At 69.6% G+C, this 11,558-nt stretch carries 9 protein-coding genes and 1 pseudogene; 5 read left to right on the forward strand and 5 right to left on the reverse strand.

From position 1 onward, the window contains the following. Position 1: 1 nt before the first annotated feature. On the reverse strand, positions 2 to 1,294 hold the full coding sequence (locus tag SBI80_RS10690; RefSeq protein WP_413232695.1) for a cytochrome P450: 1,293 nt from the start codon (positions 1,292 to 1,294) through the stop codon (positions 2 to 4). A 52-nt stretch (positions 1,295 to 1,346) separates the two neighbouring features. Between SBI80_RS10690 and purD the strand changes: the two genes are divergently transcribed. Further along, on the forward strand, positions 1,347 to 2,615 hold the full coding sequence (gene purD, locus SBI80_RS10695) for a phosphoribosylamine--glycine ligase (protein ID WP_318974480.1): 1,269 nt from the start codon (positions 1,347 to 1,349) through the stop codon (positions 2,613 to 2,615). Between the two features lie 4 nt (positions 2,616 to 2,619). On the opposite strand, the gene SBI80_RS10700 is transcribed toward purD, so the two are convergent. Next, entirely contained in the window at positions 2,620 to 3,519 is a 900-nt protein-coding gene (locus SBI80_RS10700) for an alpha/beta hydrolase (RefSeq protein ID WP_413232696.1), read from the reverse strand. A gap of 82 nt (positions 3,520 to 3,601) precedes the next feature. Between SBI80_RS10700 and SBI80_RS10705 the strand changes: the two genes are divergently transcribed. The 3 genes from SBI80_RS10705 to SBI80_RS10715 are packed head-to-tail and all read left to right on the forward strand — an operon-like array spanning position 3,602 to position 6,727. Next, positions 3,602 to 4,213, forward strand: a complete 612-nt coding sequence (locus SBI80_RS10705) for a TetR/AcrR family transcriptional regulator (protein WP_318974482.1) — start codon at positions 3,602 to 3,604, stop codon at positions 4,211 to 4,213. 30 nt (positions 4,214 to 4,243) lie between these two features. Further along, on the forward strand, positions 4,244 to 5,230 hold the full coding sequence (locus SBI80_RS10710) for an SDR family NAD(P)-dependent oxidoreductase (protein ID WP_318974483.1): 987 nt from the start codon (positions 4,244 to 4,246) through the stop codon (positions 5,228 to 5,230). A 54-nt stretch (positions 5,231 to 5,284) separates the two neighbouring features. Beyond that, a complete protein-coding gene (locus SBI80_RS10715; protein WP_318974484.1) occupies positions 5,285 to 6,727 on the forward strand; it encodes an APC family permease in 1,443 nt (480 codons plus the stop codon). Here SBI80_RS10715 and relZ read toward each other — a convergent pair. Next, complete coding sequence (gene relZ, locus SBI80_RS10720) at positions 6,724 to 8,439, reverse strand: bifunctional ribonuclease/(p)ppGpp synthase (protein ID WP_318974485.1); 1,716 nt, start codon at positions 8,437 to 8,439, stop codon at positions 6,724 to 6,726. The genes SBI80_RS10715 and relZ overlap by 4 nt on opposite strands. A 65-nt stretch (positions 8,440 to 8,504) precedes the next feature. On the opposite strand from relZ, the gene purB reads away from it, so the two are divergent. Further along, positions 8,505 to 9,923, forward strand: coding sequence for an adenylosuccinate lyase (gene purB, locus SBI80_RS10725; RefSeq protein ID WP_318975211.1), 1,419 nt, complete (start codon positions 8,505 to 8,507; stop codon positions 9,921 to 9,923). Between the two features lie 41 nt (positions 9,924 to 9,964). On the opposite strand, the pseudogene SBI80_RS10730 reads toward purB, so the two are convergent. Both SBI80_RS10730 and SBI80_RS10735 read right to left on the reverse strand, forming a co-directional pair. Then, positions 9,965 to 10,824, reverse strand: a pseudogene (locus SBI80_RS10730) (DUF559 domain-containing protein). A gap of 107 nt (positions 10,825 to 10,931) precedes the next feature. Beyond that, complete coding sequence (locus SBI80_RS10735) at positions 10,932 to 11,546, reverse strand: hypothetical protein (protein WP_318974486.1); 615 nt, start codon at positions 11,544 to 11,546, stop codon at positions 10,932 to 10,934. Positions 11,547 to 11,558: the final 12 nt, after the last annotated feature.

Below are 11,558 nucleotides of genomic sequence, written 5' to 3' on the forward strand. Positions count from 1 at the left end.
GTCAGCCCTGGTAGGAGACCGCCAGTTCCTTTACGCCGTTGATCCATCCCGATCGAAGGCGTTGCGGCTCATCCAGTTTGGCGATGTCGGGGATCTGATCGGCCAGCTCGCCGAAGATCAGCTTGATCTCCATTCGAGCCAGGTTGGCGCCGATGCAGAAGTGTGCGCCGTTGCCTCCGAAGGCCAAGTGCGGGTTCGGGTTTCGAGTGATGTCGAACTCGAACGGTCGGTCGAAGACCGTCTCGTCGAAGTTGGCCGAACTGTAGAACAGCCCGGCCCGCTGGCTCTCCCGGATGGTCACGTCGCCGAACTGGACGTCGGCCAGCGCCGTGCGCTGGAAGCAGTGCACCGGCGTGGCCCACCGGACGATCTCGTCGACGGCGGTGGCGGGGCGCTCGCGCTTGAACAGCTCCCACTGCGCGGGATTGTCGAGGAAGGCGTTCATGCCGTGCGTCATGGCGTTGCGGGTGGTCTCGTTGCCCGCCACCGCCAACAGGATGACGAAGAATGCGAACTCCACGTCACCGAGGGATTCGCCGCCTTCTCCTCCCAGGTCGGCTTGCACGAGCCGGGTGACGATGTCGTCGGCCGGGCACCGGCGGCGTTCCTCGGCCATGGTGTACGCGTAGCCCATCAGCTCGGCGTTGGCCGTCGTCGGATCGGAGTCGAAGTCCGGGTCGTCGGTGTTCATGATGGAGTTGGTCCAGGCGAACAGCCTCTCGCGGTCTTCCTCCGGCACTCCGATGAGGTCGGCGATCGCGAGCAGGGGCAGCTTGGTGGCGACGTCGTCGACGAAGTTGCCGCTCGGCTTGGCGGCCGCTGCGGCGACGATGTCGTGGGCTGCGACGGCGAGCTTCTCCTCCAGCGCGGCGACCGACCGCGGCGTGAACAGCCGCGAGACGATCTTGCGCAGCCGTGTGTGCTCGGGGGCGTCGTGGTTGATCAGCAGCGCCTTGGTCAGGTCGAGTTGTTCGGCGGTGACGCCGTCCGGCAGGCGCATCACCGCGCCCTTGCGGTTGGTCGACCACAGCTCGCCATTGCGCGAGATGGCCTTGATGTCCTCGTGTCGGCTGATCACCCAGTAGCCGCCGTCGTCGAAGATCGATTCCCGCTGCTCGTTCCACCAAACCGGAGCGGTCTTGCGGAGCTCGGCGAACTCCATGACCGGGATGCCCTGCAGGAGGACGTCGGGGTCGGTGAAGTCATACCCGGGGGGTAGTAGCGGACAGCCGCGCTGTGTGGTCGACACGGCGACACCTCCTCGTGTGACGTAGGACACCTTGGGACCGACCATACACCTAAGCGTCAAGTGTATGGCCGAGGTCGAAGGTTTAGGGTTGTCGATCGTGCGCGTCCTCGTGATCGGATCCGGTGCCCGTGAACATGCGCTGCTGCTCGCGCTGCGCCGCGACCCCGGGGTCGAGGCGCTCGCCGTGGCGCCGGGCAACGCGGGAACGGCAGCCATCGCCGAGCAGAGCGACGTCGACATCACCTCCGGTGACGAGGTGGTCAAGCTGGCCAAGGACTTCGGTGCCGACTTGGTGGTCGTCGGTCCGGAGGTGCCGCTCGTGCTCGGCGTCGCCGATGCCGTGCGGGCCGCAGGGATCGCCTGCTTCGGTCCCTCGAAGGAGGCAGCGCGCATCGAGGGCGCCAAGTCGTTCGCCAAGGACGTGATGGACGCCGCCGGGGTGCGCACCGCGCGCAGCGAGATCGTCGACAACCCCGCCCGGCTGGACGCCGCCCTGGACCGCTTCGGTCCGCCAGCAGGCGACCCCGCCTGGGTGGTCAAGGACGACGGGCTGGCTGCGGGCAAGGGCGTGGTGGTCTCGGCCGACCGCGATGCGGCCCGGGCCCACGCCGCGAGCCTGCTCGACTCCGGCCACCCGGTGCTGCTGGAGTCGTTCCTCGACGGTCCCGAGGTGTCGCTGTTCTGCGTCGTCGACGGCGAGACCGTGGTGCCCCTGCTACCCGCGCAGGACTTCAAGCGCGTCGGCGACGGTGACACCGGACCCAACACCGGCGGGATGGGCGCCTACACGCCGTTGTCCTGGCTGCCCGAGACCGTCGTCACGGCCATCGTCGACGACGTCGTCGCACCCGTCGCCGCCGAACTCGTCAGGCGCGGATGCCCATTCTCCGGGCTGCTCTACGCCGGCTTGGCGATCACCTCGAGTGGTCCGGCCGTCGTCGAATTCAACTGCCGCTTCGGCGATCCCGAGACTCAAGCCGTGCTGCCGCTGCTTCGGAGCCCGTTCGGCGAATTGCTGATGGCCGCTGCCACCGGCGAGCTGGCCGCACAGCCGCCGCTGCAGTGGCGCGACGGTGCCGCCGTCGCGGTGGTGGTCGCCGCCGAGAACTATCCCGGCCGTCCCCGTCTCGGCGACGTCATCACCGGCGCGGACGGACCCGACGTACTGCACGCCGGCACCGCTCGCCGCGAGGACGGTTCGGTGGTGTCCTCGGGCGGACGCGTGCTGTCGGTGGTCGGCACGGGGGCCGATCTCGCGGCAGCCCGCGAGCAAGCCTATGCAGCGATCGGTCGAATCAAGTTGCCGGGCAGCCACTTCCGCACCGACATCGGGCTCGCCGCCGCGGAGGGGCGCATCACCCTCTAGCCGGCTAGGCGACCAGGAGTGGGGCCATCCAGGCGATCTCGGCCGGCAGCTGGGAACTCCAGAACGCGCCGTCGTGCCCGCCGGGTGAGAATCCGCCAGCCGGCGGCGTCGGCAGCTGCGCGATGAACTGCTTGGTCGCCGAGTAGAACGGATCGCTGTCGCCGCAGTCGATCCTGATCGGGATCGCCCCGAGATTCGGCAGACCCCACACGCTGTTGGCGGCGTAGTCGTCGGCACCGTCGAACGCACCGGGCGCGGTGGCCCCCGACGAGGTCCACAGCGCGGGGCTGACGGCGCAGATCGCCGCCGTGCGCGCCGGCCCCAGCCGCGACCCGAGCAGCAGCGCGCCGTAGCCGCCCATCGACCAGCCAAGGAAGCCGACCCGAGACGTGTCCAGCCCCTGACCGCCGAGCATCGGGATCAACTCGTCGAGCACCATGGCGCCGGCGTCCTCACCCGAGGCACGGTGATGCCAGTAACCCCCACCGCCGTCGACCGCGACCACCGCAAACGGCGGAATGCCCGCGGCAACGGCCTGCGCCAGCCCCGATTCGACGCCGCCGGCCATCACCCCGGCCGCATCCTGGCCCTTGCCGTGCAGCGCGATGACGGCCCGCAGGGGCGCGGTCTGCCCGGGTGGCCTGGCAATGGCCCAGTTCGTCGTCACCCCGCCACGGGCCGCCGAGACGAAGGAACCGGTGACGTAGGTGGGCGCCACAGCGGCCGGCGGCGGTTCGAGCGGTGGCGGCGGAGCCAGTGGCGCGCCGACACTCGTCATCGCCACGGGTGGCGCGGACTCCGCCGGTTGGCGCAGTGCAGACCCCACCGCGACCGCGCCGGCGGCACCGGCCGCGGCACCGACGCCGAGTCGCAAAATCGCACGGCGGCTCAGCTGTCCCGACATGCGCGCCATCATGCCATCGCCCAAATGAGGAGACTCTCGTAGTTGTCCGAAAGCCCTATGTCGAAGTGCGGTTGCTGGCAGCATGCAAGGCGTGACGGCAGCGGTCACCCCGAAGGGTGAGAGACGACGGTACGCGCTGGTCAGCGCGGCCGCCGATCTGTTGTGCGAAGGCGGCTTCGACGCCGTTCGGCACCGTGCCGTCGCCCGTCGGGCCGGGCTTCCGCTGGCGTCGACGACGTACTATTTCTCGTCCCTCGACGACCTCGTCGAGCGCGCCGTCGAACACGTCGGAACCCGGGAGGCCGAGCTCCTGGATTCGCGCGTCGCGGCGCTGTCGCGGCGGCGGCGCGGGGCCGAGTCGACGGCCGACGTCCTCGTCGATCTGCTGGTTGGCGATGGGCCCGGCACGTCGGTCTCCGAAGAATTGATCTCGCGCTACGAGCGCTACATCGCCTGCGCGCGCCAACCGGGCCTGCGCGACGTCCAGCGCCGCATCATGAAGCAGCGCACCCAGGCGGTCGTCGAGATCGTCGAACGGTCCGGTCGCTCGGTGCGCGCCGAGCTGATGACCGCCCTGGTGTGTGCGGTCGACGGCGCGGTCGTCGCCTCCCTCGTCGGCGTGGGCGACGGTCCGCGTGCGACGGCGCGCGCCGCGCTCATCGACGTCATCGACGTGCTCGCACCGTTCGACTGAGCCGTTCGGCTCGGCGCTAACTTGGAAGCCATGATGCTCACCGGCGTGCTCGACGCTGCCCTGGATCGGTCCGTGCTGTTCGGCTACTCCAAGATCGGTTACGGCCTGCGCCAGCGCTTCTGGCCCGCCGATCCGCCGGCCGGCGCGATGGCGGGCAAGCGGGTCGTCGTCACCGGCGCCACGTCGGGTCTCGGTGAGGCGATGGCGAAGTCGTTCGCCGAACTCGGCGCGACCGTGCACCTGCTGGGCCGCAATCCCGACAAGGTCAAGCGCTCCGCGGGCGTGATCCGCGGTGAGGTTCCCGGTGCGGTGGTGATCGACGAGGTGTGCGACGTCGGGGATCTCGACGCGGTGCGAGCCTGGACCGAGGACCTGGCGGGACGCATCGATGCGCTGCACGGCCTGGTGCACAACGCCGGTGCCATGCCCAAGCAGCGCGACGAGACGCCGCAGGGGCACGAGCTGCAGCTGGCCTGCCACGTCCTTGGCCCGCACCTGATGACCGAGCGACTGCTGCCCCTGCTGCGCACGGCGGACGGGGCATCGGTGGTGTGGGTGTCCTCCGGAGGGATGTACAGCGCGTCGCTCGACGCCGACGACGTGGAGTCCCGCCGCGGCGACTACGACGGCGTGCGGGTCTACGCCAGGACCAAGCGCATGCAGGTGGTGCTCGCCGACGCGTGGGCCCGGCGCCTCACGGCCGAGTGCGGCGACGTCCGGGTGGAGAGCATGCATCCCGGCTGGGCAGCGACGCCCGGTGTCGCCGAGGCGCTCCCGACGTTCCAGAAGCTCACGGGGCCCCTGCTGCGCACTGCGGAGGAGGGTGCCGACACCGCGGTATGGCTCGTCGCGACGAGTCCCCCGTCGCACCCGCCCCACTTCTGGCACGATCGCGCGCAGCGCCCGACCACGTTCGGCTGGCAGCGGCCGGAGGATCCCGCGATGGTCGCCCGCTTCCTCGACGCGGTGGCGGCGGCGACGGAAACGCCGTCCGACTGGAGCCCGTTGCCCCACTGAGGCCGGCCGATGCGGCTACCTCGTGACTTCACAGCCAATCATCAGGGAGGCGTCATGGCACAGGCGGCGGTCGAGGAGCAGCCCGAGCTGAAACGGGTGATGGGCCCGGGTCTGCTGCTGCTGTTCATCATCGGGGACATCCTCGGCACGGGGGTGTACGCGCTGACGGGTGACGTCGCCGCCGAGGTCGGCGGGGCGGCGTGGCTGCCCTTCCTGGTGGCGTTCCTGATCGCGATGGTGACCGCCTTCAGCTATCTGGAGCTGGTCACCAAGTACCCGCAGGCGGCGGGTGCAGCGCTGTATGCGCACAAGGCATTCGGCGTGCACTTCGTGACGTTCCTGGTCGCCTTCATCGTGATGTGTTCGGGCATCACCTCGGCGTCCACCGCGTCGCGGTTCTTTGCGTCCAACTTCTTCAAGGGCTTCGGATTGGATTGGGGCACAGGCGGAGTCGCCGCCGTCGCTCTGCTGTTCATGGTCATCGTCGCGGTCGTCAACCTGCGCGGCGTTGGCGAGAGCGTAAAGCTCAACGTCGTCTTGACCATCGTCGAGATCACCGGCCTGATGCTGGTGATCTTCGTCGGGTTCTGGGCCTTCACCGGGTCTTCCGCGGGCTCCGACGCCATCGACTTCTCCCGCGTCGTCGCCTTCGACACCGCCGAGGACAAGAACGCCTTCCTCGCCGTCACGACGGCCACGTCGCTGGCGTTCTTCGCGATGGTCGGGTTCGAGGACTCGGTCAACATGGCCGAGGAGACCAAGGACCCCGTCAAGATCTTCCCCAAGATGCTGCTGACCGGATTGGGCATCGCAGGCGTCGTCTACATCGTGGTGGCCGTCGTCGCCGTCGCGCTGGTGCCCGTCGGCACGCTCGAAGCCAGCGAGACCCCGCTGGTCGAGGTGGTCAAGGCAGGAGCGCCGGGTCTGCCGATCGAACAGATCCTGCCGTTCATCTCCATGTTCGCCGTCGCCAACACCGCGTTGATCAACATGCTGATGGCCAGCCGGCTGATCTACGGGATGGCCAGGCAACACGTGCTGCCGCCGGTGCTGGGCACCGTGCACCGCACCCGGCGGACGCCCTGGGTGGCCATCGCGTTCACCACCACGATCGCGTTCGGGCTCATCCTCTACGTCACCGCGTTCGCCGGGGACTCGGCGATCTCCACGCTTGGCGGCACCACGTCACTGCTGCTGCTGGCCGTGTTCGCCGTGGTCAACATCGCAGTCTTGGTGCTGCGCAAGGACGTTCAGGATGACCCGGGCGAGGCAGGCGGCCGCCGGCACTTCAGGACGCCGAGCTGGCTGCCCTGGGTGGGCTTCGTCGCGTCGGCCTATCTGGTGCTGCCGCTGTCGGGGCGGCCGCTGCAGCAGTACGTGCTGGCGATCGGTCTGGTGATCCTCGGCATCGTGCTGTTCGGCATCACGGTGGCGATCAACCGGGCCGTCGGCATCACGACGACCAAGCTGATCGACCCCGAGAAGCTGGACTCCTAGGCCTGGTCGGCGAGCTTCTCCAGCCGCGCCTGCAACTGGGCTACGCGGTGGGCGTTGCCCGTCAGGCCGACGTAGCGCTCGCCGAAGCGCGCCAGCAGCGCGTCGTCGAGCCGACGGACCGCGCCGGCCGGGTAGCGGTAGTCCATCTTGGTGTTGACCGCGTCGGTGTCCAGCCCGTCGAGGAGCTCGTCGAGTTCATCGAGCGAGTCGATGCCGAGCTCCAGCAGCAGCCCGGAGATCCAGGCGTAGTGCTCGGTGCGCGACCAGCCGGCGTCGGGGAAGTAGTTGCCCAGATAGGTGGCGAGCACCGGGGTCGCGATGCGCGGATCGCTGGACTGCTCCGAGCGCGGGACGGGCGGGGAGCTCTTCAGCCGTTCGCGGATTGCGCTGAACTCACGGTCGGCGAGTTCCAGCAGGCCGGCGGCGAGGGTGAACCGGCGGTCAAGGTCCGGAGCGTCCTCCTCGGGGATCGAGCCCTTGTAGCGGATGTCGTGCTCGAACTCGGCCCACGCATGCTGAAGGACCGTCCGTACCTGCACCGATGCCGGCTGCTGTTCGCCGACGACGGCCACCAGCAGGTGTCGGCTGGCGTAACCCCACCGGCCCTCGCGGGCAGTCTCCTGACCCATGTCGCGGTCGTCGAGCAGCTGCATCTCCTCGGCGAGCAGATTGGCCACCGTGGTGACGTCGTCGCGCAGGAACGTGATCACCCGCAACCCCACCTGGTCGGTGATCTCCGACAGCGGGTCGGTGAACAAGCGCCGGCCGTCGACGCTGCGGTCGGCCTTCTCGGCGAACGAGGCGACGCTCTTCGTCCGCGCCGTGACGCTGAGGTAGTTGATGCCCGCGTCGTCGAGCAGCGTGGTGACCAGCTCGAGGTAGCGGTCGGTGGCGTCGACCAGGCCGGGCCTTCGCGCGGCGTACTCGGCGACGGCGTCGAGCACCGCGCCCGGCGTCGGCTCGGGCGGGGCGGGGCTCAGGTCGGGCGGCAGCGTCGGCGTGATCGTCGCCCCCGAGTCGGCGTCACCGTAGACCGTCACCGCCTCGGGCCTGCGGGTGGCGAACAGGGCGACGTAGGCGCAGACGACGGCGTCGATGGGGTCCTCGGCGCGGCGCAGCTCGCTCTTGCGCTCGGCGGTCTGCACCGATTGCCGCAGTGCCTGCCAGCCGTCGTGGTCGGCGACCCGCAGCGGTGGCGTGGCCTGGGCCAGCGTCTCGACCAGATCCATCAACCTGAGCAGTTCTGAGCGCAGCTGGGCGAAGGTGCGGCCGGGCTTGGACTTGTACTTCAGTGTGCGCCCCAGGCGGAACAGCGCCACCGTCGCCGGGTGCGGGTATACCTCGATGGCCCGCCGAGTCGAGGGGGAGCCGGGATCGATGTCCAGGTCGAGGGCGCTCGCGAGGCGGGCGGCGCGCGGCGTCCCGGCGAACTCGGGCTTGCCAGTATTGGTGGGGTGCGCGCCGGCCTCGAACTTCGCAAAGTCCCGGTTGAGTGCGGCTTCGCTGGGGCGTTGGCCGGTGGGGTTGTTCACCACCAGCGGGGCGTCGAACGCGACAAGGCAGTCACCCTGGACGTACGGTGCGACCGCGGCCTTGATGCTGGCGTCGTCCTGCGCCACGCCGAGGTACAGCAGCCGACCCGAATCGTCGAGCACGGCGACGCCCGTTGGCTTGCGTTCACCCCAGGCGAGGTCCAGTCCGACGAAGTGCACCGCCCCACTCTGCCTCATCGGGTAGCCGCGTCGCCGCCGTAAGCTGTGTGCTCGTGAGCAACACCGTGGCTATCCCAAACGTCCTGGCCAGTCGGTACGCCAGCGAGGAGATGGTGGCGATTTGGTCGCCGGAGGCCAAGATCGTCGCCGAGCGCCGACTGTGGATCGCGGTCCTGCGGGCGCAGGCCGAACTGGGCGTGTCCGTGCCCGACGGCGTGATCGCCGACTACGAGCGCGTCCTCGAGGAGGTCGACCTAGCGTCGATCAACGCCAGGGAACGGGTGACCCGGCACGACGTCAAGGCCCGCATCGAGGAGTTCAACGCGCTCGCCGGCCACGAGCACGTGCACAAGGGCATGACGAGCCGTGACCTCACCGAGAACGTCGAGCAGCTGCAGATCCGTCGCTCGCTGGAGCTGGTGCACGCGCATGGGGTCGCCGTCGTGGCGCGGTTGGCCGAACGCGCGGAGCTTTACCGCGATCTGGTGATGGCGGGCCGCTCGCACAACGTCGCCGCGCAGGCGACCACGCTCGGCAAGCGCTTCGCCTCGGCCGCCGAGGAGACCCTGGTGGCGCTGACCCGGTTGGCCGAGCTGATCGACCGCTACCCGCTGCGCGGCATCAAGGGCCCGATGGGCACGGCCCAGGACATGCTCGACCTGTTCGACGGTGACACCGCGCGGTTGGCCGAACTCGAGCGCCGAGTCGCCGAGTTCCTGGGCTTCGCCGACGTGTTCACCAGCGTCGGCCAGATCTACCCACGCTCGCTGGACCACGACGTGCTCTCGGCGCTCGTGCAGCTCGGAGCCGGGCCGTCGTCGCTGGCGCACACGATCCGGCTGATGGCGGGCAACGAGCTGGTCACCGAGGGCTTCGCGCCGGGGCAGGTCGGCTCGTCGGCGATGCCGCACAAGATGAACAGCCGGTCGTGCGAGCGGGTCAACGGGCTGCAAGTGGTGCTGCGCGGCTACGCGTCGATGGCCGCCGAACTCGCTGGCGCGCAGTGGAACGAGGGCGACGTGTTCTGCTCGGTGGTGCGCCGGGTGGCGCTGCCCGATGCGTTCTTCGCCATCGACGGCCAGATCGAGACGTTCCTGACGGTGCTCGACGAGTTCGGCGCCTATCCGGCGGTGATCCAGCGCGAGCTCGACCGCTACCTGCCGTTCCTGGCCACCACCCGCATCCTGATCGCCGCGGTGCGCGCCGGAGTCGGCCGCGAGACGGCGCACGAGGTCATCAAGGAGCATGCCGTGGCCGTCGCACTGGCCATGCGCGAGAAGGGTTCCGAGCCGGATCTGCTGGACCGCTTGGCGGCCGATCCGCGGCTGCCGCTGGACCGCGCGGCGCTGGACGCCGCGCTGGCCGACAAGGCGGCGTTCACGGGTGCGGCGGGTGCGCAGGTCGACGCCGTCGTGACCGCCGTGGAGGACCTGGTGCGACGGTATCCCGAGGCGGCCAAGTACACCTCGGACGCCATCCTCTGACCTCTCGCGATTCGTGCACCCGCCGTAGCGCGTGCCGCTACCTAGCGTGCACGAATCGCGCGGTCGACCTCCGCGAGCACGCGGTCGGGGTACTCGGTGAGGTCCAGCCAGGTGAAACGGAGCACCTGCCAGCCGGACAGCGCGATGGCGTTCTGCTTGATGCGGTCGCGGTGGAAGTCCTCGGTATCACTATGGAAGGCGAGGCCGTCGATCTCGACCACCACCTTCGCGCGGCGAAACAGGAAGTCCACCTCGTACCCCGCCAGCCGTTGATTGGCCTTCCAACCGCCGATGTGCGCTGCCCTCAGCAGCCGCGTGAAGAGGCGTTCGGCTTCGGACCGCGTGCCGTCGTCGGCTGCCTGCAGGAGCCTGCGGGCAGCCGGTGAACCGTGCCGGCCCTTGTTTCGCAGGTGCGCATTCCAAAGCGCCGGCAGCTGGGTGTGCCGCTGCAGAGCCTGATCCAGGAGTTTGGGGCCGCCACCTCTGCGAACTGCCGCCTCGACGACGGTCAGCGGCAGGGCCGTGACGCGCAGACCTCGTCGCTCCACCACGTCGGTAGCCGACAGATCCCGACGGCGAAGTCGAAGACCCTGACGGCGGATGTGGTTGCTGACTCTCGGCACGGTGACCTCGACGACGTCTGGTGCGAACCGCGTCAGTTCGAGCCACCACGCCGCGGCGAGGCCCGACGCCGCGGCTCTGTCACCGTTCGTCCAGACCGCGGCACGGATGCGGGCGGCATCGGTGAACGGGCGGTCGTCGACGAAGAAGACCCCGCGCGCGCAGCGCCGCCAGTGACCCGACCGAACGAGTCGCTGGACCGCGAACCGACTCAGTCCGCATTCTTCGGCTTACCGAGCGTGATGACTCCGTCATGGCGCCGCAAGTAGTCGTCGAGCACGTCTAAGACGACGCGCGCCGGCCCACGACTGGTTCCAATCTCGCGATTCGTGCACCCGCGGTTGCGGTGAGTGCAACGGAGGGTGCACGAATCGAGGGGGGACGGGGTCAGGTGCGGCGGATGCCCGACGATCGCAGCTCCAGGTTGGCCAGCCCGCGGATCGCGATGGCGTCGTCGCGGCGCCAGGCCCCGACCGGATCGATGCTGACCGCCGCCAGCTTGGCCAGCGGGCGGTTGGCGAGCGCGCGCAGCGCCAGCAATTGCTCGCCGGCAGGGGTGGCCGCCAGCGTCAGCGCCGTCCACTTTCGGCGGAAGAACCGGACGCGCAGGACCAGCCACGGCAACACGACGAACAGGATCGGCGGCGCCGCTACTGCCAGAGCCAGCATCACCGCGAGCCAGGTAGCCGTGGTGTCGAGGCTGTGGCCCGCCCCCGCGATGTCCAGCGCCGCCCGGCTGGCAGCGCGCAGCGGCTTGCTCAGCGCGTCGCCGATCAGCGGGACGTCGCCGGTGCTGTCACCGGCGGAGTTCAAGTTGTCCGAGACTCCGGTGGCACCGTCGTCCAGCCGCCTGCCCACCTCCGCGATCGAACTCACCGCGGAGTGCACCGCCAGCCCGACGAACACCCACACGGTCGACCACAGCACGACCACGGTGTCGCTGATCAGCTGCGACAGCAGACGACCAGGTGTGGTGGCATACGGCACGTAGCGAGAGCTCATGGGTGTGATCCC

The organism is Mycolicibacterium sichuanense (genome assembly GCF_033741125.1).
GTDB lineage: Bacteria > Actinomycetota > Actinomycetes > Mycobacteriales > Mycobacteriaceae > Mycobacterium.

Coding starts and splice junctions, on each gene's coding strand:
- SBI80_RS10700 (WP_413232696.1), bottom strand. CDS start 3,519: ATGTCGGGACAGCTGAGCCGCCGTGCGATTTTGCGACTCGGCGTCGGT.
- SBI80_RS10690 (WP_413232695.1), bottom strand. CDS start 1,294: ATGGTCGGTCCCAAGGTGTCCTACGTCACACGAGGAGGTGTCGCCGTG.
- SBI80_RS10735 (WP_318974486.1), bottom strand. CDS start 11,546: ATGAGCTCTCGCTACGTGCCGTATGCCACCACACCTGGTCGTCTGCTG.
- SBI80_RS10705 (WP_318974482.1), top strand. CDS start 3,602: ATGCAAGGCGTGACGGCAGCGGTCACCCCGAAGGGTGAGAGACGACGG.
- SBI80_RS10715 (WP_318974484.1), top strand. CDS start 5,285: ATGGCACAGGCGGCGGTCGAGGAGCAGCCCGAGCTGAAACGGGTGATG.
- SBI80_RS10710 (WP_318974483.1), top strand. CDS start 4,244: ATGATGCTCACCGGCGTGCTCGACGCTGCCCTGGATCGGTCCGTGCTG.